This is a genomic window from Leclercia sp. Marseille-Q4284 (genome assembly GCF_916618945.1).
Taxonomy (GTDB): Bacteria; Pseudomonadota; Gammaproteobacteria; order Enterobacterales; family Enterobacteriaceae; genus Enterobacter; species Enterobacter tamurae.
Map to the genome: position 1 here is coordinate 201,546 of NZ_CAKAKG010000001.1, position 22,825 is coordinate 224,370.

The following is a 22,825-nucleotide window of genomic DNA, read 5'->3' on the forward strand; positions in this document are numbered from 1 at the left end:
AACTCCAGTCAGAGAGAGATGTTCTGTTCAGTTTTCGCGTCAAAAATATGACACTTATTCATATCAAACTTAAAGTACACCTGACGGTGAAGGCCTTTGTTAATCATCGGCTTAGCTTCATCGGAAGGAATTCGGGCAGTCAGTTCATACTCGCCAACTTTCAGGTACACGAAGAATTCATGTCCCATGTTTTCGGCGCGAACCATCTCGCCGCTGCAGCAGCCCTGGGCGAAGGGCTCATCGGAGATGGAGACAAAATCAGGGCGGATCCCGTAGAAAATGTCCTGATCGGCGTAGCTGGCGACTTTCTCTTTCAGCTCCGGGCTTAACGGCATGGTCTGGTTGCCGATGGTCAGAGAGAGCTGGCCGTCCTGCTGCACCAGTTTGCTGGCGCGGATGTTCATCTCTGGCGAGCCGATAAAGCCGGCCACGAACATGTTTTTCGGTCTGTGGTACAGGTTGTCCGGGGTATCCACCTGCATGATGTGGCCGAGCTTCATCACGCAGATGCGGTCGCCCATGGTCATCGCTTCGGTCTGATCGTGCGTCACGTAGACGGTGGTCGCCGGTTTGCCGGAGGCCTTCAGCTGCTTGTGCAGGTCCGAGATACGGATACGCATCGAGGCACGCAGCTTGGCATCAAGGTTGGACAGCGGTTCGTCGAACAGGAACACGTCCGGCTTTTTCACAATCGCACGGCCTACGGCCACACGCTGGGCCTGACCACCGGAGAGCTGGCGCGGCAGGCGGTCCAGCAGCTCATCCAGCTCAAGGATTTTGGCCGCTTCGTTAACCTGGGCCTCAATCTGCGCTTTTGGCAGCTTGCTCAGCTTCAGGCCAAAGGCCAGGTTTTCACGCACGGTCATGTGCGGATAGAGCGCATAGTTCTGGAACACCATCGCAATCCCACGCTCTTTTGGCGCGAGGTTGTTGACGATCTTGTCCCCGATGCGCACTTCACCGCCGCTGATGGTCTCCAGACCGGCCAGCATACGCAGGGTGGTGGACTTCGCGCAGCCGGAAGGGCCGACGATCACCATGAATTCACCTTCAGCGATTTTCAGGTCGATAGCATGTACCGCTTTGAAGCCGTTGGAGTAAACCTTTTCCAGTTTGTTGAAAATAACTTCAGCCATGATATTTCCCTCTTAACCTTTAATTCCGCTGCTGGTTACGCCCTGTACGAAGTAGCGCTGTGCCAGGAAGAAGACAATGATGGATGGCAGAATGGAGATGCTCGCCATTGCCAGAATTTCGTTCCACGGCGCACCTTCGGTGACGTCGATGGACATTTTCAGAGCCAGTGCAATCGGGTATTTATCCACGCTATAGACGTAAATCAGCGGCCCGATAAAGTCGTTCATTGACCACATGAACTGGAACAGCGCCACGGAGATGATGGCCGGTTTCAGGATTGGCACCACCACGTACCACAGCACCTGAATGGAGTTACAGCCGTCAATCTGCGCTGCTTCTTCCATGTCACGCGGTACGCCGCGCAGGAACTGGATCAGCATGAAGACGAAGAACCCCTGGGTGGCGAAGGCCAGCGGCAGGTACAGCGGCATATAGCTGTTCAGCATGCCCATTTCACGGAACATCAGGTACTGAGGGATCAGCAGCACGGTGCTTGGCAGCAACATGGTGGTGATCAGGGTTGCGAACCAGAACTTCTTCCATGGGATCTCGAAGCGGGCAAAGCCGTACGCCACGATGGTGGAGGAGATAATGGTCAGGATCACTTTCGGGATCACATACTTGAAGGTGTTCAGCATGTAATGACCGAAGTTGTACTCGGTACCGGTTTTCCAGCCGTTGATAAACCCATCCCAGGTGGCGTGGGCCGGCCACAGGCTCAGGGTGGTGAAGATCTCGTGGTTCGGTTTGAACGACGCCGAGAACATCCACACCAGCGGATAGAGCATCAGCAGGCCAACAAACAACAGGATCACATAGCGAATACTGGCGCTAATCTTTTCACGACGCAGCGTCCGCGCCACTTCACGTTCTGCGAGGCTTCTCGCCGTGGAGAGTTGTTGAATATCAGCCATTTTTGCCTCCCTTATCGGCGGAGTAGAACACCCAGTATTTCGAAGACTTAAAGGCGATAGCGGCGAAGACAGCGACTACCAGGAACAGGACCCAGGCCAGTGCAGCGCCATAACCCATGTCAAAGTACTTGAATGCGGTGTCGTAGATGTACAGCGAGAACAGGTAAGTGGAGTAGGTTGGCCCACCGCCGGTAATGACATAGGGTCCGGTAAATTCCTGGAACGCCTGAGTGGTCTGCATGATGAAGTTGAAGAAGATCACCGGCGTAATCAGCGGCACGGTCACTTTCATGAACATCTGCCATTTGGACGCGCCGTCGATCATCGCCGCTTCATACTGCGACTGTGGGACGTTCTGCAGGGCGGCCAGGAAGATCACCATCGCCGAGCCGAACTGCCAGACGCGCAGCAGGGTCACGGACATCAGCGCCAGAGAGGGTTCGCCAAGCCAGTTCACCGCGTCAAAACCAAACACGCCAATGAAGCTGTTGAGCAGGCCATCAATCGCAAACAGGGCGCGCCACAGAACGGCAATGGCCACGGAGCTGCCGAGGATCGACGGAATATAGTAAGCGGTACGGAAGAAGCCGATGCCGCGCAGTTTAAAGTTCAGAACAAAGGCAATACCCAGCGCAAAGGCCAGCTTTAAGGGGATGGTTAAAAAGACATAGGCAAAGGTCACGCCCATGGATTTCCAGAAGAGGCTATCTTCCGTAAGCATGTAGCGATAGTTTTCAATGCCGTTAAATACCGGCGGGCTCATCAGATCGTACTCAGTAAAACTGAGGAAGAAAGATGAAACAAAGGGGAAAGCGGTGAAGAGTATCAGCCCAATTATGTAGGGTGATATCCACGCCAGCCCCAGCATCTTGTTTTCATTCATACATACCTACCTGGTAATTAATGGTTTAAAACGGAATCTGTGCGGGGAGTCATTTTTAAAACATATGAACCGTTGTTTTCAAATTGTAAAACATCGTTTTAATTTATTTTATTGCGATTTAAACTCACGTCATTCGATAAATAGTGGAAATGTGATCGCGGTCGAAACAGCGTTTCAATAAGGTGAGATGGGTGGCATTTTTATCGACTTGCGCGGAAAGGCGATGAGAAAAAACCAGCTAAACAGAGGACTTTGCGCACATATTCTGGAAATTATCGCTGGCAGATACAAACTACTAATGTTTGTAGCCACGCGCAGCGTGGGAAATAAGATAGTGAGGATATAATTAACTTGTTGAATGATTATGGCGTGACAATCAGACGGGAAAAGGCGATGCGGTGACATCGCCCTGTTTTGTTATTTCAGGAAGTCTTCACGAACCGGGGTAAAGGTATCCAGCAGGGTGCCTGGCTTCAGGCAAACGCAGCCGTGCATCACATGCGGCTCTTTATAAAGCGTGTCTCCGGCGGTAACGATATGCTTCTCTTCACCGATGGTGAATTCGAATTCGCCGGATAATACATAGGTCAGCTGCTCGTGCGGGTGGTTATGCATCGGGCCGACGGCGCCTTCTTCGAAATTCACTTCCACTGCCATCATTTTGCCGTCGTGCGCCAGAATGCGACGCGAAACGCCATTGCCCAGATCCTGCAGCGTGGTTTCTTTATGGAAAATAAACATGCTCATGTCCTGTTATATAGTGAAACGTTGTTTCATTTAATTTATCCCAGCACGGGCTAAAGGGAAGCGTGGAACCAGAGAACTGGAAACTCGATCACAAGTTTGCTTCACTGGAAGAAACTCAAAGGAGAGCGCGATGAAAACGATAGGCCTGTTGGGAGGAATGAGCTGGGAATCCACCATTCCGTATTACCGTCTGATCAACGAAGGGGTGAAGCAGCGCCTGGGCGGGTTGCACTCGGCAAGCCTGCTGCTGCACAGCGTCGATTTTCATGAGATCGAAGCCTGCCAGTCCAGCGGCGACTGGGACAAAGCCGGAGAGATCCTCGCCGATGCGGCGCTGGGGTTGCAGGGGGCGGGAGCGGAGGCCATTCTGCTCTGCACCAACACCATGCACAAAGTCGCCGCGCAGATCGAAGCGCGCTGTTCTCTTCCGTTCCTGCATATCGCCGATGCCACCGGGCGGGCGATTACCGCGGCGGGCATGAACCGCGTGGCCCTGCTCGGCACCCGCTACACCATGGAACAGGATTTCTATCGTGGACGGCTGACGGCGCAGTACGGCATCGAGAGCCTGATCCCGGATGAGGCGGAGCGGGCCCGCATCAATCAGATTATCTTCGAGGAGTTGTGCCTCGGCACCTTCAGCGACGCCGCGCGCCACTACTACCTGAGCGTGATCCAGACGCTCGCCGATCGAGGGGCTCAGGGGGTGATCTTCGGCTGTACCGAGATTGGCCTGTTGATCCCGGCGGAGGAGAGCCCGATCCCGGTGTTTGATACCGCGGCGATCCACGCCGCCGATGCGGTGGAGTTTATGCTTTCGTAACCGGCGAGGATAAAAGCCGCTCCAGTGGATCGATGATGGTATCCAGCCCCTGTTGCAGATGGGCGCTAAAGGTATCCACCAGCGCCGAGGCCGGGCGGTGCAGCGGCTTAATCAGGCTCACCGTAAAGGGCACCGAAACAGTGAAGCGGCGGATCGCAATGCCGCTGTCGGCATAATCCAGCGCCGTCAGCGGATTCACCACCGAAATCCCCACGCCCGCCCGTACCATGGCGCAGATCGACGCGGCGCTGTGGGTCTCCACCACCATCCGTCGTTTCACCTGATGCTCGGCAAACAGAGTATCCAGCAGCTGCCGGTAACTGTCGGTGCGCGACAGGCTGATGTAGTTCTCACCCTGAAAATCCGTCGGGGTCAGCACCGCTTTTTCAGCAAGCCGATGTCCGGCGGGCAGGACGCACACCTCATCTAATGAGAGCAGTTCGTGTCGGGCGGTGCCCGCCGGGGTGGCGAGGGTTTCGGTCAGGCCGAGATCGTGGCGCTGGGCCGAAAGCCACTCCTCCAGCAGGGGCGACTCCTGCGGGACGATGGTCAGGTTCACGTCCGGGTAGCGGGCGAGAAAGGGTTGCAGCAGGGCGGGCAAAAAAGATTGAGAGAAGACCGGCAGGCAGACGATGGACAGCTCGCCCTGGCGAAACTCGCGCAGGCTGTCGGCGGCGCTGACGATGCGGTCCAGCCCGTACCAGGATCGCTGCACCTCCTCGAACAGCCGCAGCCCCTGCACCGTGGGGTGCAGCCGCCCGCGGGTGCGCTCAAACAGCGTCAGGCCGATGACCTTCTCGAAGCGCGCCAGCTCGCGGCTCACCGTCGGCTGAGAGGTGTGCAGCAGGCGGGCCGCTTCGGTCAGGTTTCCGGCGGTCATCACCGCGTGGAAGATTTCAATATGGCGCAGGTTTACAGCGGGCATGGGAGGCGACCTGGTTGAACGTAATCCATATCATTTTTGCATAGACTGGCGATAAAACGATATTTTTTATTCTCTTCGCGCTATGGCGTAATCATTAAAAATTGCCTTCCCGGAGAACACCATGCCACGCCCGCTGAACAACACTGATACCGACCTGAACGCTGACAATTTACTGCGCCTGCCTGCGGAGTTTGGCTGCCCGGTCTGGGTTTATGACGCGCAGATTATCCGCGACAAAATTGCGGCGCTGCATCAGTTCGACGTGGTGCGCTTTGCCCAGAAAGCCTGCTCCAATATCCATATTCTGCGCCTGATGCGCGAGCAGGGCGTCAAGGTCGACTCCGTCTCGCTGGGCGAAATCGAGCGTGCGCTGGCGGCGGGTTACGATCCAAAGCGTGAACGCGACTCCATCGTCTTTACCGCCGACCTGATCGACAGCGCCACCCTGGCCCGGGTGCATGAGTTGCAGATCCCGGTTAACGCCGGTTCGGTGGATATGCTGGAGCAATTAGGGCAGGTGTCGCCGGGCCATCGCGTCTGGCTGCGGGTCAACCCGGGCTTTGGTCACGGCCACAGCCAGAAGACCAACACCGGCGGCGAAAACAGTAAACACGGCATCTGGTACAGCGATCTGCCTGCGGCGCTGGAAGTATTGCAGCGCTATAACCTGAAGCTGGTGGGCATTCACATGCACATTGGCTCCGGCGTGGACTACGGTCACCTGGAGCAGGTGTGCGGCGCGATGGTGCGCCAGGTGATCGAATTTGGTCAGGATCTGGAGGCGATCTCCGCGGGTGGTGGCTTATCGATCCCGTATCGCGAAGGGGAAGAGGCGATCGACACCGATCACTACTATGGCCTGTGGAACGGCGCGCGGGAGAAAATTGCCGCCCACCTGGGTCATCCGGTGAAGCTGGAGATCGAGCCGGGGCGTTTCCTGGTGGCGGAATCCGGCGTGCTGGTGGCGCAGGTGCGCAGCGTGAAGGCGATGGGCAGCCGTCACTTCGTGCTGATCGACGCGGGCTTTAACGATCTGATGCGTCCGTCGATGTACGGCAGCTATCACCACATTACCGCCCTCGCGGCTGACGGCCGGGATTTAACCCAGGCGTCAGTGGTGGAGACGGTGGTGGCCGGGCCGCTGTGTGAATCCGGTGATGTCTTCACCCAGCAGGAGGGCGGGAAAGTTGAAACCCGCGCGCTGCCGCAGGTTGTGCCTGGAGATTATCTGGTGCTGCACGATACCGGTGCCTACGGCGCGTCGATGTCCTCGAACTACAACAGCCGTCCGCTGCTGCCGGAAGTGCTGTTTGATAAGGGCGCGGCGCGTTTAATTCGCCGTCGCCAGACCATTCAGGAACTGCTCGCCCTCGAATTGTTCTGATCGAACCAGGGTCCCGTCGCTACCGAATCGCGTAATACCAGCGTGCCGGTAAACGGCGGAATCGCTTCGATCGGCTCGCTTTTCGCCAGTCGGATCGCCTGATCGATAGCGGTGGTGATCATGTTGTCGATCGGCAGATAGACGGTAGAAAGTGCAGGCTCCAGCCATTTCGCGCAGGGGGCGTCATCAAAGCCGAACAGCGACACATCCTGCGGAATATGCAGCCCGGCCTGGTGCAGCGCCTTCGACGCCCCCAAAGCCATATCGTCATTACAGGCAAACAGGGCGCTGAATGGCACCTTGTCGTTGAGTAACTCCTGGCACAGCTCATACCCGCGGGTCATCCCTGAGTCACCGTACTTTACCCGGCTCTCATCCCAGGGAATGCCATGCTTTTCCAGCGCCATGCGGTAGCCGGTCAGTCGCGCCTTGCCGGTGGGGGTGTGGATCGGCACCGTCATACAGGCGATCTCCCGGTGCCCCTGGCTTATCAGGTACTCCACGGCGCTGAACGCCGCTGCCTGCTGCTCGAAGAACACGCAGCGTTCCCGGGCCTGGCTGACGTCGCGGTTGATCACCACCAGTGGCATCTGCACGCTGTTGATCAGCTTCATGATCGCTTTTTCGCTCATGTAGCGGGTGTAAAGCACGATGGCATCACACTGGCGATCGGCCAGCATCTGCACCGCTTCTTCCTCCCGCTCCGGGGTATCGTGACCGTCGGTGACAATCAGCTGTTTCCCGTGCGTTTCGGTCTGACGGGAGGCCTGCTGCAGCAGGCGACCAAAGTAAAAACCGTCGAAGGTCGAGACCACCAGACCAATGCTGTTGCTGGTCCGGTTCGCCAGCGATCGCGCCAGAAAATTGGGGCGATAGCCCAGCTCTTCCATCGCGTTAAACACCTGCTGACGGGTACTCTCTTTCACCTGACCTGTGCCGTTCAGTACGCGCGACACCGTGGCTTTCGACACGCCCGCGCGCAGTGAGACATCCAGCATTGTTGCCATTTGCTCTTCCTGCTTCCACGTTATGCACGCAAGTTTATCACAGACGTTCAGGGGCATAAGCCGGGCGGGAGAGGCAAAACCCCCATCAGGATCACGCTTTCTGGTAACGGGTGACGGGTCAGGTAAAAGTGGTATACCAAAGTGGTTATAAATCACACTCCGGGATACCTCTTGCCGCGTTGGGAGCTTAATCACAGAACAAATCTTCACCAGAAGCTATTTTTGGTATGCCAATAGAAGCCGGCTGTACACCTTATCCCAATAAAGGCCCTTTTACTGAGGTATTACCCCATGGCATTACAGGAAAAACTGATCAACTCTCTGGGCAGTTTCGCCACTAAGTTCAACAGTTATCGCTATATCATGGCGATAAAGTCCGCCTTCATCACCTTAATGCCGGTCATCATCGTAGGCGCATTTTCGGTGCTGATCTCCAACATGGTGCTGGATCCAAAAAACGGCTTAGCCAGCTTTGAGTCGCTCTCGTTCCTCGCCACGCTGAAACCGATCACCAGCGCCCTGAACTACGCCACCCTGAACTTCCTCAATATCGGGGCCGTCTTCTTAATTGGCATCGAGCTGGGGCGCATTAACGGCATTAAGTCCCTGTTCCCGGGGCTGCTGGCGGTGATCTGCTTTATCTGCGTCACCCCGACCACCGTGGAGATGATGATCGACGGCGAAATGCACATCGTGAAAGACGTGCTCCTGCGCCAGTTCTCTGACACCCGCAGCCTGTTCCTCGGCATGTTTATCGCCATCCTGTCGGTAGAGATCTACTGCTGGCTGGAGGGCCGTCCGGGGCTGAAAATCAGGATGCCTGACACCGTGCCGCCGAACGTGTCGGCCTCGTTCTCGGCGCTGATCCCGGCGATCATTACCACCACCGTCATCGCCACCTTCGGCTTTGTGTTCCATCAGGTCACCGGCATGTACCTCTACGATGCGGTCTACCAGGTGGTGCAGCAGCCGCTGGAGCGGGTGGTGCAAAGCCTGCCGGGGATCCTGCTGCTGATGTTCGTCGCCCAGCTGTTCTGGGTGATCGGGATCCACGGTAACCAGATGATCAAACCGATCCGTGAGCCACTGTTGCTGGGGGCGATCACCGTCAACATGAGCGCCTTTGAGCAGGGGAAAGAGATCCCCAACATCATCACCATGCCGTTCTGGGATGTGTACATGAGCATCGGCGGCTCAGGCCTGACCATCGGCCTGCTGATCGCGGTGATGATTGGCACCAAACGTAAAGAGATGAAGGAGATCGCCAAGCTCTCTATCGGGCCGGGGATCTTTAACATCAACGAGCCGGTGATCTTCGGTATGCCAATCATGCTCAACCCGATTCTGGCCATCCCGTTCATCATCACCCCGCTGGTGACCGGCTCCATCGGCTACTTCGCCACCGTCACCGGTTTTGCCGGCAAAGCGGTGGTGATGGTCCCCTGGACCACGCCGCCGCTGATCAACGCCTGGCTCTCCACTGCCGGTTCGATGGGGGCGGTGGTCACGCAGGGTGTTTGCATTATCACGGCGGTGCTGATCTACCTGCCGTTTGTGAAGATCGCTTCACGCCGTGCCGAGCAGGCCGCGATTCAGGCTGCTAACAAGGAGGCGACGAATAACGCATGAGCATTAAACAGATGACTATCCCCGGGGACTTCATCCTCGGGGCCGCGGCCTCCGCCTGGCAGACCGAGGGCTGGATCGGGAAGAAAGCGGGCCAGGATTCGTGGATCGATCTCTGGTACAAAAACGATCGTCAGGTGTGGCATAACGGCTACGGCCCGGCGGTGGCGACCGATTTTATCAACCGTTTCCGCGAAGACGTGGCGCTGATGAAGCAGGCCGGGCTGACCCACTACCGCACCTCCATCAACTGGTCGCGTTTTCTCACCGACTATGAAAACGCCACCGTCGATGAGGAGTACGCCGCGTATTACGACGCCCTGTTTGCCGAGATGCACCGTCAGGGCATCGAGCCGATGATCTGCCTGGAGCACTACGAGCTGCCTGGCACCTTGCTGGAAACTTACGGGGGCTGGGCCTCGAAGCACGTGGTGGAGCTGTTTGTCCGCTATGCCGAACAGGTCTTCGCCCGCTATCACCACCTGGTGAAGCGCTGGTTTAGCTTCAACGAGCCGATTGTGGTCCAGACCCGGGTCTATCTTGACGCGCTGCGCTGGCCTTACGAACAGAACACCAGCACCTGGATGCAGTGGAATCACCATAAGGTACTGGCGACGGCGAAGGTGGTGAAGCTGTTCCGCGAGAAGGGGTATAACGGCAGCGTGGGCTGCATTCTCAACCCGGAAGTGACCTATCCGCGCTCACGTGCGGCCCATGACGTGAAGGCTGCCGAAATCTACGATCTGTTCTACAACCGGGTATTCCTCGATCCGCTGGTGCACGGCTACTACCCGCAGGAGCTGTTCACCCTGCTGGAAAAACATCAGGTGTCGTGGGAGTACAGCCCCGAGGAGCTGGCGCTGATTGCCGACAACACCGTCGACGAGTTGGGGATTAACCTCTATTACCCGCACCGGGTGAAGGCGCCGTCCCGGGCCTGGCACCCGGAGACGCCGTTCCATCCGGCGTACTACTATGAGCCGTTTGAACTGCCGGGGCGACGAATGAATCCCTCCCGCGGCTGGGAGATCGCCCCGCGCATCATTTACGACATGGCGATGCGGATCAAAAACGACTACCGCAACATCGACTGGTTCGTGGCCGAAAGCGGGATGGGGGTTGAGAACGAAGGCCAGTACCGTAACCGTGACGGCATTATCGAGGACAACTACCGCATCAACTTTATCAGCGAGCATCTCTATTACACCCTGCTGGCGCGGGAGGAGGGGGCGAACTGCCACGGGTACATGCTGTGGGCCTTCACCGATAACGTCTCGCCGATGAACGCCTTCAAGAACCGCTACGGTCTGATTGAGATCGACCTGGCGGATAACCGCGCCCGACGCGCTAAAAAGTCGGCCAGCTGGTTCCGGCAACTGCGCGATTCGCGCGTCCTGACCCTGACCCTCGATGACGAATGGAAGTAGGCGCAGATCGCGGCGCTTCTGGTAACATAGGGCGCAAACTGGCCCGCATTAACTCAGAGTACAGGTGATAACGTGGATAAGGCTGTCGTCCCGGCGGAAAAGAAGCAGTACCAGGAGATTGGCGAGGATTTACGCGCCCAGATCATCCAGGGGCACTATCCCGTGGGCTCGCGTCTGCCGCCGGAGCGCAATATCGCGGAGACCTACGGCGTCAGCCGCACCATCGTGCGCGAAGCATTGTTGATGCTGGAGCTGCAGGGCACCGTGGATATCCGTCAGGGTTCCGGCGTCTACGTGATGCGCATCCCCGAAGAGCATGAGAACGAGGAAGAGCGTCTGTTAACAAGCGACGTTGGCCCGTTTGAAATTCTACAGGCGCGCCAGCTGCTCGAAAGCAACATCGCCGCCTTTGCGGCCAAAATGGCCACCCGCGCCGATATCGACAACCTGCGTCGCATCATCGAGCAGGAGCAGCGGGCGATCGCCGCCAACGACAACAGCCAGGACAACAGCAAGATGTTCCATCTGGTGCTGGCGGGTGCCACGCAGAATCAGATGCTGCTGGCGACCGTCGAAAGCGTCTGGCACCACATGGACAGCAGCCCGCTGTGGCAGCAGTTCAACGTCCATATCGCCAGCCGGGCGTACCGTCTGAAGTGGCTGGGCGACCGGCAAACCATCCTCGCCGCGCTGCGTCGCCGCGATGTGATGGGGGCCTGGCAGGCCATGTTCCAGCATCTGGAAAATGTCAAAAAGAGCCTGCTGGAGCTCTCCGATGAAGACGCCCCGGATTTTGACGGCTACCTGTTTGAGTCGGTGCCTGTTTTTCAGGGGAAGCTGGTGTGAAGATCCAACCGCTTTACGCCGCCCCGCAACATGCGGAGCAGGTGATCGACTGGCTGTGGCAGGCCTTTGGCGACGGGCTGGCGCGAGACTTTTTCGCCAGCGTAGTGACCTACAGTCAAACTCCGGACGCGCTGCCGCTGACCTTTATTGCCACCGAGGGCGATCGGTTACTCGGCACGGTGGGGTTATGGCGCTGCGACCTGATCACCCGCCAGGATCTTTACCCCTGGCTGGCGGCGCTGTACGTGGACGAAGCGGCGCGCGGGCAGGGGCTGGCAGGAAAATTACAGCAGTACGTGCAGAGGTATGCCGCAGAGAGCGGGCATCGCGAACTGCATCTCTGGTCCGCCTGCCGCGATTTCTATGAACGCTACGGCTGGCACTATATCGGTGACGGTCTGGAGTACCCGGACAAAACCGTGCACCTCTACCGCTATTCGCTGGCCGACTCTGCCGGTGGCGTGACCGAGTGACGGCGCACCAGCGTCGGGCTGAACACGTGGGTGATCTCCGGCGGCTGGCGTTTATCCGCCAGTGACAGCGCCAGCTCCGCCGCCTGAGTCGCCATGGTGACGATCGGGTAGCGCACCGTGGTCAGACGCGGGCGGACATAGCGGGAGATCAGAATGTCATCGAAGCCGATCAGCGAAATATCTCCCGGCACGTCAATCCCGTTATCGTTCAACACCCCCATCGCCCCGGCGGCCATCGAATCGTTATAACAGGCAATCGCCGTAAAGTTACGCCCTCGTCCCAGCAGTTCCGTCATCGCCTGCTCCCCGCCGCTCTCATCAGGTTCACCGTAGGTGACCAGACGATCGTTGCAGGGCAGGTCGTTCTCGCGCAGCGCATCGTAGTAGCCCTGCAGCCGGTCTTCGGCATCGGAGATGGGGTGGTTCGAGCAGAGGTAGCCGATGCGGGTATGCCCCTGTTGGATCAGGTGGCGGGTGGCAAGCCAGGCGCCGTAGCGATCGTCCAGCGCCACGCAGCGTTGTTCATAGCCGGGGATAATGCGGTTCACAATTACCATCCCGGGGATCTGCTTCATCAGATGCACTAACTCGTCATCTGACAGCTTTTTGGCATGCACCACCAGCGCCGCGCAGCGATGGCGGATCAACTGCTCAATCGCCTGACGCTCTTTCTGTTCGTTGTGGTAGCCATTGCCAATCAGCAGAAAGTTGCCGGTGTGGTAGGCGACCTGCTCAACGGCTTTCACCATCGCGCCGAAAAAGGGATCCGACACATCACCCACCACCAGCCCGACGGTGTCGGTGGACTGCTGAGCCAGTGCCCGGGCGTTGGCGTTCGGGTGATAATTCAGGGATTCCATGGCAGTCATCACCGCCTGGCGGGACGTTTCGCTGGCCTTGGGTGAATTGTTGATGACGCGTGAAACCGTGGCAACAGAAACACCCGCCAGTCGGGCCACATCCTTAATTGTCGCCATTCTCTACCTTCTCTTTAGGGTAAGCGTTTACACACTAAATAGTGTTGCGGAAAAGTGAGGCGTATTCAAGCGCAGGGCGGTGAGGCAATTCACAAAGGTGACAGACGGCAGAGGAAATTGTGTAATCGTTACACAGCGAAGCGTGACAGAAGCGGGAGAATTTGAATCTTTGCTTACACTTTGCCTCAGGCTGTTGCGATTGTCTGCTGGCGGGGGTTTGGTCGCCATTGCTACATTTGAGATCCCAGAGGTATTGATTGGTGAGAATTCTTAGTACGTACTGCGTACTCATCTCTTGCACCAGCCTGCGCAGATGCGCAGGTTTTTTTTTGTCTTTATCCGGCTGTCGCTCCTGCTGCACTTCTCGTGTAATCTGCCACAATTTACCGTAACCCGGCTCATTGAAAGGCAAAGGGAGTTGAAATGCTATTTGGGTTCTTCCGCACGCTGTTCCGTCTTCTTTTTCGCGTCCGTCTGACGGGCGACACGCAGGCATTGCACGCCGATCGCGTTCTTATTACCCCCAACCACGTCTCCTTTATTGATGGCATCCTGCTGGCGCTGTTTTTACCCGTGCGTCCGGTGTTTGCGGTCTATACCTCCGTCAGCAAGCAGTGGTACATGCGCTGGCTGACGAAGCTGATTGATTTTGTTCCGCTCGACCCGACCAAGCCGATGATGATTAAACATCTGGTGCGTCTGATTGAGCAGGGGCGTCCGGTGGTGATCTTCCCGGAAGGTCGGATCTCCATCACCGGCTCGCTGATGAAAATCTATGACGGTGCGGGCTTTGTGGCGGCGAAATCCGGTGCCACGGTGGTGCCGGTGCGCATTGAAGGCGCGGAGCTGACATTTTTCAGCCGCCTGAAAGGGCTGGTGAAACAGCGCCTGTTCCCGCGCATCACCCTGCATCTGCTGCCGCCCACCTCCTTGCCGATGCCCGACGTACCGCGTGCCCGCGATCGACGTAAAATCGCCGGGGAGATGCTGCATCAGGTGATGATGGAAGCGCGGATGGCAGTCCGCCCGCGCGAAACCCTGTACGAGTCGCTGCTGACGGCGATGTACCGCTATGGCGCGAAGAAAAACTGCATCGACGACATCAACTTTGCCCCTGACAGCTATCACAAGCTGCTGACCAAGACCTTGTTTGTTGGCCGTATCCTCGAAAAATACAGCAAGCAGGGGGAGAAGATCGGCCTGATGCTGCCGAATGCCGGGATCAGCGCTGCGGTGATCTTTGGCGCCGTCTCCCGCGGGCGTATTCCGGCGATGCTGAACTACACCGCAGGGGTGAAAGGGCTCAGCAGCGCCTTCACCGCCGCGCAGATCAACACCGTGTTCACCTCACGCACCTTTCTTGATAAAGGCAAACTCTGGCATCTGCCGGAGCAGCTTACCCAGGTGCGCTGGGTCTTCCTCGAAGATCTGAAAGCCGAAGTCACTGTCGGCGATAAGCTGTGGATTTTTGCCCACCTGCTGATGCCGCACCTGGCCCAGGTCAAACAACAGCCGGAAGATGCCGCGGTGATCCTCTTTACCTCCGGCTCGGAGGGGAACCCGAAAGGAGTGGTTCACAGCCATAAGAGCCTGCTGGCCAACGTCGAGCAGATCAAAACCATCGCTGACTTCACCGCGAAAGACCGCTTTATGTCGGCGCTGCCGCTGTTCCACTCCTTTGGCTTGACGGTAGGGCTGTTCACGCCGCTGCTGACCGGGGCCGAAGTGTTCCTCTACCCGAGTCCGCTGCACTATCGCATTGTGCCGGAGCTGACTTATGACCGTAACTGCACGGTGATCTTCGGCACCTCGACCTTCCTCGGCAACTACGCCCGCTTTGCCAATCCGTACGATTTCCACCGCGTGCGTTACGTGGTGGCCGGGGCAGAGAAACTCCAGGAGAGCACTCGCCAGCTGTGGCAGGACAAGTTTGGTCTGCGCATTCTGGAGGGCTACGGCGTGACCGAGTGCGCGCCGGTGGTCTCCATTAACGTGCCGATGGCGGCCAAACCCGGCACCGTCGGACGCATTTTACCGGGGATGGACGCGCGGCTGCTTGCCGTGCCGGGTATCGAAGAGGGCGGACGTCTGCAGCTGAAGGGCCCGAACGTCATGAACGGCTATCTGCGGGTAGAAAACCCCGGCGTGCTGGAAGTGCCGACGGCAGAAAACGTTAACGGTGAGGTGGAGACTGGCTGGTACGACACCGGCGACATCGTGCGCTTTGACGAGCAGGGCTACGTGCAGATCCAGGGGCGCGCAAAACGCTTTGCCAAAATCGCCGGGGAAATGGTGTCGCTGGAGATGGTTGAACAGCTGGCGCTGGCCGTATCGGCGGACAAAATGCACGCTACCGCAGTGAAAACCGATGCCAGCAAAGGCGAGGCGCTGGTGCTCTTTACTACCGACAGCGAACTGAAGCGCGAGCAGCTGCTGCAGAAGGCCCGCGAGCATGGCATTCCGGAGCTGGCGATGCCGCGCGATATTCGCTATCTGAAACAACTCCCGGTGCTGGGCAGCGGCAAACCGGATTTCGTTACTCTCAAAGGTATGGTTGACCAGGCGGAGCCGCATAATGAGTGAGTCAGTACCCACTAACACCTCCATCTGGTCGAAAGGGATGATGGCGGTCACTGCCGCCCAGTTCCTCTCTGCCTTTGGTGATAACGCGCTGCTGTTTGCCACCCTGGCGCTGCTCAAATCCCAGTTTTATCCGGACTGGAGCCAGCCGATCCTGCAGATGGTGTTTGTGGGCGCTTACATCATTTTCGCCCCCTTTGTCGGTCAGGTGGCGGACAGCTTCGCCAAAGGGCGGGTAATGATGTTCGCCAACAGCCTGAAACTGCTGGGGGCCGCCAGCATCTGCTTTGGTGTGAATCCGTTTATCGGCTATACGCTGGTGGGGATCGGAGCGGCAGCCTACTCACCGGCCAAATACGGCATCCTCGGTGAACTCACCACCGGTGATAAGCTGGTCAAAGCCAACGGCCTGATGGAGGCCTCGACGATTGCGGCGATCCTGCTGGGCTCGATGGCAGGCGGGGTGCTGGCGGACTGGCATGTGCTGGCGGCACTGGGTGTCTGCGCGGTGATGTATGGCGGGGCGGTGATCGCTAACCTGTTTATCCCGAAACTGCCGGCGGCGCGTCCGGGACAGTCCTGGCGTTTTACGCCGATGACCGCCAGCTTCTTTAACGCCTGCCGGGTGCTGTGGCGTAACGGCGAAACCCGCTTCTCGCTGCTGGGCACCAGCATGTTCTGGGGCGCGGGGGTGACGCTGCGCTTCCTGCTGGTGCTGTGGGTACCAACGGCGCTGGGCATTACCGATAACGCCACGCCGACCTATCTCAATGCGATGGTGGCAGTGGGCATTGTGCTGGGTGCGGGGGCCGCAGCGAAGCTGGTGACGCTGCAAACCGTCGCACGCTGCATGCCCGCCGGGATCCTGATCGGCGTTGTGGTGCTGATCTTCGCGCTGCAGCATGCGCTGTTACCGGCTTATGCGCTGCTGTTCCTGATGGGGATCTGCGGTGGCTTCTTCGTGGTGCCGCTGAATGCGCTACTGCAGGAGCGCGGGAAACATACCGTGGGGGCAGGTAACGCCATCGCGGTACAAAACCTCGGCGAAAACGCCGCCATGCTGCTGATGCTGGGTCTTTACTCGCTGGCGGTGAAAGTGGGTGTGCCGGTGGTAGGCATTGGCGTTGGGTTTGGGGGCCTGTTTGCGCTGGCGATTACGGGACTGTGGATCTGGCAGCGTCGGCGGTGACAGGGCCGATGGGTTGTGTGCCCTGATGCCCTCACCCCGACCCTCTCCCACGGGGAGAGGGCGCAAACATTAAAAAAGGCAACTTACGTTGCCTTTTTGCTTTTATTACGGTGCCGGATAGGTATACACCTGATGCACCGCTTCAATCTCCGCTAACACCTCTTCGCTCAGCTCCAGATGGAAGCTTTCGACGTTCGTTTTCAGCTGCTCCATAGTGGTCGCGCCCAGCAGGGTGCTGGCAACAAACGGCTGACGGCGTACAAACGCCAGCGCCATCTGCGCCGGATCGAGCCCGTGACGTCTGGCGATATCCACATAGGCTGCTACCGCTTTCTGCGTCTGTTCGCCGCTGTAACGGGTAAAGCGGCTGAACAGCGTATTACGTGCCCCCGCCGGATTTGCACCGTTAAGATATTTACCGGTCAGCGTGCCAAAGGCCAGGCAGGAGTAGGCCAGTAGCTCGACGCCCTCATACTGGCTCACTTCCGCCAGACCCACTTCGTAGCTGCGGTTCACCAGGCTGTACGGGTTCTGAATGGTAACGATGCGCGGCAGATCGTGCTTATCCGCCAGGTGCAGATAGCGCATCACGCCGAAGGCCGTTTCGTTAGAGACACCGATATAGCGGATTTTCCCCGCACGCTGGCACTCGGTTAAGGCTTCCAGGGTTTCCAGCAGCGTAACGACCGGCGCACTGTCGCTCCAGCTATAGCCGAGCTTGCCAAAACAGTTGGTCGGACGCTGAGGCCAGTGAACCTGATAGAGGTCGAGGTAATCGGTCTGCAGACGCGTCAGGCTGGCGTCCAGCGCGGCGCGGATGTTCTTACGATCGAGGTTTTGATTCGGGCGAATGCCGCTGTCGTTATTGCGCGACGGGCCGCTGACCTTGGAGGCAACAACCAGCTTTTCGCGATTACCGCGTTTCGCCAGCCAGTTGCCGACGTAGGTTTCGGTTAAGCCCTGTGTTTCCGGACGCGGCGGAACCGGGTACATTTCTGCGACATCAATCAGGTTAATGCCCTGGCTGACGGCGTAATCGAGTTGCGCATGGGCATCGGCTTCGCTATTTTGTTCACCAAATGTCATCGTGCCCAACCCCAGTTGGCTTATCTCAAGTGCGCTATGGGGGATACGGTGATAATGCATAGCCGGCTTCCTTAGTTGACATGTTTTATGCGTCAGGAAACTCCCGACAAAGGAATATAAACATGACAGAGGGGAAGCGAAAAATCAAAAGGTCAGCAAGCTGCTGACCTTTAATACTATCTTTCAATAATCTGTGAAACGTCGTCGCGGTTAATCTGCATATTATTACCCTGCTGATCCCGGTAGCTAACCAGACCGGTATCATCGTCGACTTCGGGTTTGCCGTCGGTCAGGATCATGCGGCCATCTTTCGTCGCCATGACGTAATCGCTGCTACAACCTGAAACGGCAAACGCTAAACCAACAGCCGAGATTATTACTGCCCATTTTTTCATTCTTTATTACCTCCACCTGGCTCGTATTACATCTTATTGTAGTAATAACTCGGGCAAGGTTTTTTACAAAGCGGTGAAATCTGAAAAAACAGGCAAATCTGTGATAAAAGACATAATTCTGGCTAAAAAGTCAGGTATTCAGCAGAAAATGACGTGCTAACAGGGCTCCCGTGAAGTTCTTTTTCAAATAAAAGCCGCGGGGCAGCGTCAGGATAGGTTCGCCGCCCGCGCCTATGGCTTCGGTCAGCGCTTTACTGTTTGCCGCTTTGGGCCGCAGCTGGAGTACTTCCCCGTGGCGGGCGGTGATACGCTCCACCTGACCCAGCACGATCATGTCCATCAGCTCCTCCCAGTCCAGCCGCAGCTGACGATCTTCCTCCTCATTCGGGCTCCAGATCAAGGGCGCACCGACGCGCCTCTGCGCCAGCGGGATCGCGCGATCGCCTTCTACCGGGATCCACAGCACGCGCTTTAACTTATGCCGCACGTGGCTGCTCTCCCAGGTGATCCCGGTATTGCCGGTTAACGGCGCCACGCAGACAAAAGTGGTCTCCAGCGGGCGGCCCAGGCTGTCGATGGGGATCGTCTTCAGCTCCACCCCCAGGGCGGCAAAATCCTGTTCAGGTTTACTGCCCGCGCTGGCTCCCAGCCACAGCTCCAGCAGAACGCCCGTCCACCCTTTATCACGCTTAAGATCGGGGGGAATTGGCAGACCAGCCAGGGCAGCGAGTTCTCCCAGCGAGTATCCCGCCAGGCGTTGCGCTTGTTGCAGTAATGCCGCTTCCGTTGCGGGGGGAGACGTCAGAGGGGCGAGGGAAAGCATGAGCATTGCCTTATGGTTAAAAAATGAACAGCAGTTTTCCACTGCACTGAATGAGTTTATCTTTTTCTTTTTGCTGATGCCAGGTGGATGATTTATCAGTGTTTTTATCGGCTGTAATCCGGTCAGGTTGAGGAGGGCATCCGGGTTGTTCAAATCTGGTCACTGACAATAAACAGGATCTTACCCCCTGTTATCCACAGAAAAATGGGATAACTGGGTATAACACCCACTACTGTTTCCATTTACAGCCTTGACGTGGGATGAAAATCGAAAAATCAGACAAAATGTGCCTAACTTATTGGCACAATCTGTGGATAAAACCGACGTTGTTCGATCTTTCATCAGCACCAGGATCTTTAAGGTGACCTGCATCACAATAAGCGCTGTAACTCACACAATTCACAATTTAACTGTATGAATTATAGTGGTTTGTAAAAAACGCTATTCTCTGCAATATTCAGAGTGATCTGGGTTGTCCATCGGTAATTCCACACTTCTTCACAACTCTATCCACAGAAAAAGTGAATAAAATTGCCCTTCTGACCGCTCATCTGTTTATAACTCAGCTGATAATTGTGAGTTATTCAAATGTTATTAGGCTCCAGGCCAGAAAGAGAGTGGTTTACCGCCTCACTGGAGTGTGAAACAATCATTTATATATAAGGTTTAGTTTGGGGTAGTCCGGTGATTGATGACGATGGCTACCGCCCGAATGTAGGTATCGTAATTTGTAATCGCCAGGGTCAGGTTATGTGGGCCCGGCGATATGGTCAGCACTCCTGGCAATTTCCCCAAGGCGGGATCAATCCAGGAGAGTCTGCAGAGCAAGCGATGTATCGGGAGCTGTTCGAAGAAGTTGGCTTAAGCCGCAAGGATGTTCGCATTCTGGCTTCGACCCGCAACTGGTTGCGTTACAAGTTACCGAAGCGTTTGGTGCGTTGGGACACAAAGCCGGTATGTATCGGCCAGAAACAGAAATGGTTTCTTCTGCAATTGGTGAGCAGCGATGCGGATATCAATATGCAAACCAGCAGCACGCCCGAATTTGATGGCTGGCGCTGGGTCAGCTACTGGTATCCCGTTCGTCAGGTCGTGTCGTTTAAGCGCGACGTTTACCGTAGGGTGATGAAAGAGTTCGCAAGTGCTGTGATGATGCTTCAGGAGGCCCCTCCTAAGCCGCAGAGCGCACCTGCCTGGCGACGTAAAAGAGGTTAAGCTACGCACATTATGCTCACCCGCCTGCGTGAAATAGTCGAGAAGGTGGCCAGTGCCCCGCGGCTCAACGAGGCGCTGGATATTCTGGTCACGGATATCTGCCTTGCGATGGAAACCGAGGTCTGTTCGGTCTATCTGGCCGATCACGACCGCAGGTGTTACTACCTTATGGCCACGCGCGGATTGAAAAAACCGCGTGGTCGTACCGTCGCGCTGGCATTTGATGAAGGCGTTGTCGGTCTGGTCGGGCGTCTGGCGGAACCCATCAACCTTGCCGATGCGCAGAAACACCCCAGCTTTAAATATATTCCTTCCGTAAAAGAGGAGCGCTTCCGCGCCTTCCTCGGCGTGCCGATTATCCAGCGCCGCCAGCTGCTTGGCGTGCTGGTGGTCCAGCAGCGTGAGCTGCGCCAGTACGACGAAAGCGAAGAGTCATTCCTCGTTACGCTGGCCACGCAAATGGCGGCTATCCTCTCCCAGTCGCAGCTGGCGGCGCTGTTTGGTCAGTACCGGCAGACGCGCATTCGCGCCTTACCGGCTTCGCCGGGCGTTGCGATTGCAGAAGGCTGGATGGACGCCACGCTGCCGTTAATGGAGCAGGTTTACGAAGCTTCGACGCTGGACACCGCCCTTGAGCGCGAACGTCTCACCGGTGCGCTGGAAGAGGCCGCCAATGAGTTTCGTCGCTACAGCAAGCGTTTTGCCGCCGGAGCGCAGAAAGAGACGGCAGCGATCTTCGATCTTTATTCCCACCTGTTATCCGATGCCCGGCTACGCCGGGAGCTGTTTGACGAGGTCGACAGCGGCTCGGTAGCGGAGTGGGCGGTTAAAAAGATCGTCGAAAAATTTGCCGAGCAGTTCGCTGCCTTAACCGACGGCTATCTGAAAGAGCGTGCCGGGGATCTGCGTACCTTAGGCCAGCGTCTGCTGTTCCATCTCGATGACACCATTCAGGGGGCCAATACCTGGCCGCCGCGCTTTGTGCTGGTGGCGGATGAACTCTCCGCCACCACGCTTGCAGAGCTGCCGCAGGACCGGCTGGCCGGGATCGTGGTGCGCGATGGCGCCGCCAACTCCCATGCCGCCATTATGGTGCGCGCGCTGGGGATCCCGACGGTGATGGGCGCGGATATTCAGCCTTCGGCGCTGCACCGGCGTACGCTGGTAGTCGATGGCTATCGCGGCGAGCTGCTGGTCGATCCTGAACCGGTGCTGTTGCAGGAATATCAAAAGCTTATCAGCGAAGAGAACGAGCTGAGCCGTCTTGCCGAGGATGACGTTAATCAGCCTGCGGCGCTAAAAAGCGGTGAGCGGATCAAAGTGATGCTCAATGCCGGATTGAGTCCGGAACACGAAGAGAAGCTCGGCAGCCGTATTGATGGCATCGGTCTCTACCGCACCGAAATCCCGTTCATGCTGCAAAGCGGCTTCCCCTCTGAAGAGGAACAGGTCGCGCAGTATCAGGGCATGTTGCAGATGTTCAACGACAAACCGGTGACCTTACGTACCCTTGACGTTGGCGCCGATAAGCAACTGCCGTACATGCCGATCAGCGAAGAGAACCCCTGCCTGGGCTGGCGCGGGATCCGCATTACCCTCGATCAGCCGGAGATATTCCTGATCCAGGTGCGCGCCATGCTGCGCGCCAATGCCGCCACCGGCAACCTCAGCATTTTGCTGCCGATGGTCACCAGCATTGACGAGATCGATGAAGCCCGCCGTCTGATCGAACGCGCCGGACGCGAAGTCGAAGAGATGATCGGCTACGAGATTCCGAAACCGCGGATTGGGGTGATGCTCGAAGTTCCCTCGATGGTCTTTATGCTGCCGCAGCTGGCGACGCGGGTTGATTTCATCTCGGTGGGCACCAACGATCTGACCCAGTACATGCTGGCGGTGGATCGCAACAACACCCGGGTGGCGAGCATTTACGATAGCCTGCATCCGGCGATGCTGCGTGCGCTGGCGATGATTGCCCGCGAGGCGCAAGAGCAGGGCCTCGACCTGCGTTTATGCGGTGAGATGGCGGGTGACTCGATGTGTGTGGCGATCCTGATTGGCCTCGGCTTCCGTCACTTATCCATGAACGGACGCTCCGTCGCCCGCGTGAAGTATCTCTTGCGCCATATTGACTTTGAGGATGCGCAGCTGCTGGCGAAACGCAGTCTTGAAGCCCAGCTGGCAACGGAAGTGCGTCATCAGGTGGCGGCCTTTATGGAGCGCCGCGGCATGGGTGGCCTGATCCGCGGCGGGCGTTAAGCACCGGGTATCCCTTCACCTCGGGAGGAGGGATACAAACTGCGCGAAGTCTCTATACACATCTTTTACATCTCGGGCGCAACCTCCACGCTCGCTTGTGCTATGATTC

At 57.3% G+C, this 22,825-nt stretch carries 20 protein-coding genes; 10 read left to right on the forward strand and 10 right to left on the reverse strand.

Annotated features, from left to right (window positions below; translation table 11 throughout):
- Positions 1-8: 8 nt before the first annotated feature.
- The 4 genes from LG383_RS00995 to LG383_RS01010 all read right to left on the reverse strand — a co-directional run bounded on the left by LG383_RS00995 (position 9) and on the right by LG383_RS01010 (position 3,675).
- The gene (locus tag LG383_RS00995) at positions 9-1,136 is read right to left on the reverse strand and encodes an ABC transporter ATP-binding protein (protein WP_106994406.1); all 1,128 of its coding nucleotides are present in this window, start codon (positions 1,134-1,136) and stop codon (positions 9-11) included.
- Positions 1,137-1,148: 12 nt separating this feature from the next.
- The gene (locus LG383_RS01000; protein ID WP_106994407.1) at positions 1,149-2,051 is read right to left on the reverse strand and encodes a carbohydrate ABC transporter permease; all 903 of its coding nucleotides are present in this window, start codon (positions 2,049-2,051) and stop codon (positions 1,149-1,151) included.
- Entirely contained in the window at positions 2,044-2,934 is an 891-nt protein-coding gene (locus tag LG383_RS01005) for a carbohydrate ABC transporter permease (RefSeq protein WP_106994408.1), read from the reverse strand. Before LG383_RS01005 ends, LG383_RS01000 begins: the two co-directional genes overlap by 8 nt.
- A gap of 417 nt (positions 2,935-3,351) precedes the next feature.
- A complete protein-coding gene (locus LG383_RS01010; RefSeq protein ID WP_106994409.1) occupies positions 3,352-3,675 on the reverse strand; it encodes a cupin domain-containing protein in 324 nt (107 codons plus the stop codon).
- A 136-nt stretch (positions 3,676-3,811) separates the two neighbouring features.
- On the opposite strand from LG383_RS01010, the gene LG383_RS01015 reads away from it, so the two are divergent.
- The gene (locus tag LG383_RS01015; RefSeq protein WP_225758126.1) at positions 3,812-4,504 is read left to right on the forward strand and encodes an aspartate/glutamate racemase; all 693 of its coding nucleotides are present in this window, start codon (positions 3,812-3,814) and stop codon (positions 4,502-4,504) included.
- On the opposite strand, the gene LG383_RS01020 is transcribed toward LG383_RS01015, so the two are convergent.
- The gene (locus LG383_RS01020) at positions 4,491-5,429 is read right to left on the reverse strand and encodes a LysR family transcriptional regulator (RefSeq protein WP_225758127.1); all 939 of its coding nucleotides are present in this window, start codon (positions 5,427-5,429) and stop codon (positions 4,491-4,493) included. The genes LG383_RS01015 and LG383_RS01020 overlap by 14 nt on opposite strands.
- Positions 5,430-5,550: 121 nt before the next feature.
- On the opposite strand from LG383_RS01020, the gene lysA reads away from it, so the two are divergent.
- Positions 5,551-6,813 carry a diaminopimelate decarboxylase gene (gene lysA / locus LG383_RS01025; protein ID WP_225758128.1) on the forward strand — a complete coding sequence of 421 codons (1,263 nt, stop codon included), beginning with the start codon at positions 5,551-5,553 and terminating at the stop codon, positions 6,811-6,813.
- On the opposite strand, the gene LG383_RS01030 is transcribed toward lysA, so the two are convergent.
- Positions 6,783-7,820, reverse strand: a complete 1,038-nt coding sequence (locus LG383_RS01030) for a LacI family DNA-binding transcriptional regulator (protein ID WP_225758129.1) — start codon at positions 7,818-7,820, stop codon at positions 6,783-6,785. The two genes, lysA and LG383_RS01030, sit on opposite strands and share 31 nt — an antisense overlap.
- Positions 7,821-8,111: 291 nt before the next feature.
- On the opposite strand from LG383_RS01030, the gene LG383_RS01035 reads away from it, so the two are divergent.
- The 4 genes from LG383_RS01035 to LG383_RS01050 all read left to right on the forward strand — a co-directional run bounded on the left by LG383_RS01035 (position 8,112) and on the right by LG383_RS01050 (position 12,192).
- On the forward strand, positions 8,112-9,449 hold the full coding sequence (locus LG383_RS01035; protein ID WP_106994414.1) for a PTS sugar transporter subunit IIC: 1,338 nt from the start codon (positions 8,112-8,114) through the stop codon (positions 9,447-9,449).
- Positions 9,446-10,873 (forward strand): glycoside hydrolase family 1 protein, encoded by a 1,428-nt coding sequence (locus LG383_RS01040; protein WP_225758130.1) that lies wholly within the window; start codon positions 9,446-9,448, stop codon positions 10,871-10,873. The genes LG383_RS01035 and LG383_RS01040 overlap by 4 nt, the downstream gene beginning before the upstream one ends.
- A gap of 72 nt (positions 10,874-10,945) precedes the next feature.
- Entirely contained in the window at positions 10,946-11,719 is a 774-nt protein-coding gene (locus LG383_RS01045) for a GntR family transcriptional regulator (RefSeq protein WP_166183835.1), read from the forward strand.
- Positions 11,716-12,192, forward strand: a complete 477-nt coding sequence (locus LG383_RS01050) for a GNAT family N-acetyltransferase (RefSeq protein ID WP_106994417.1) — start codon at positions 11,716-11,718, stop codon at positions 12,190-12,192. The genes LG383_RS01045 and LG383_RS01050 overlap by 4 nt, the downstream gene beginning before the upstream one ends.
- Here the strand turns inward: LG383_RS01050 and galR are convergent.
- Positions 12,153-13,169 (reverse strand): HTH-type transcriptional regulator GalR, encoded by a 1,017-nt coding sequence (galR, locus tag LG383_RS01055; protein WP_225758131.1) that lies wholly within the window; start codon positions 13,167-13,169, stop codon positions 12,153-12,155. The genes LG383_RS01050 and galR overlap by 40 nt on opposite strands.
- 423 nt (positions 13,170-13,592) lie before the next feature.
- Here galR and aas point away from each other — a divergent pair, with 423 nt between their 5' ends.
- Both aas and lplT read left to right on the forward strand, forming a co-directional pair.
- Positions 13,593-15,752, forward strand: a complete 2,160-nt coding sequence (gene aas / locus LG383_RS01060) for a bifunctional acyl-ACP--phospholipid O-acyltransferase/long-chain-fatty-acid--ACP ligase (protein WP_225758132.1) — start codon at positions 13,593-13,595, stop codon at positions 15,750-15,752.
- Positions 15,745-16,938: a lysophospholipid transporter LplT gene (lplT, locus tag LG383_RS01065; RefSeq protein WP_225758133.1), complete on the forward strand. Its 1,194-nt coding sequence runs from the start codon at positions 15,745-15,747 to the stop codon at positions 16,936-16,938. Before aas ends, lplT begins: the two co-directional genes overlap by 8 nt.
- Positions 16,939-17,043: 105 nt before the next feature.
- Here the strand turns inward: lplT and LG383_RS01070 are convergent, their stop codons facing one another.
- From LG383_RS01070 to mutH, 3 genes are all read right to left on the reverse strand, one after another.
- Positions 17,044-18,084 carry an NADP(H)-dependent aldo-keto reductase gene (locus LG383_RS01070; RefSeq protein WP_225758134.1) on the reverse strand — a complete coding sequence of 347 codons (1,041 nt, stop codon included), beginning with the start codon at positions 18,082-18,084 and terminating at the stop codon, positions 17,044-17,046.
- 116 nt (positions 18,085-18,200) lie between these two features.
- Positions 18,201-18,419, reverse strand: coding sequence for a lipoprotein YgdR (gene ygdR / locus LG383_RS01075; protein ID WP_032613767.1), 219 nt, complete (start codon positions 18,417-18,419; stop codon positions 18,201-18,203).
- 130 nt (positions 18,420-18,549) lie between these two features.
- Positions 18,550-19,242, reverse strand: coding sequence for a DNA mismatch repair endonuclease MutH (mutH, locus tag LG383_RS01080; protein WP_106994423.1), 693 nt, complete (start codon positions 19,240-19,242; stop codon positions 18,550-18,552).
- Between the two features lie 684 nt (positions 19,243-19,926).
- Here mutH and rppH point away from each other — a divergent pair.
- Together rppH and ptsP are read left to right on the forward strand one after the other, a co-directional pair.
- Positions 19,927-20,457 carry an RNA pyrophosphohydrolase gene (gene rppH, locus LG383_RS01085; protein WP_032613763.1) on the forward strand — a complete coding sequence of 177 codons (531 nt, stop codon included), beginning with the start codon at positions 19,927-19,929 and terminating at the stop codon, positions 20,455-20,457.
- A gap of 12 nt (positions 20,458-20,469) precedes the next feature.
- The gene (ptsP, locus tag LG383_RS01090; RefSeq protein ID WP_225758135.1) at positions 20,470-22,716 is read left to right on the forward strand and encodes a phosphoenolpyruvate--protein phosphotransferase; all 2,247 of its coding nucleotides are present in this window, start codon (positions 20,470-20,472) and stop codon (positions 22,714-22,716) included.
- The last annotated feature ends 109 nt before the right edge of the window (positions 22,717-22,825 follow it).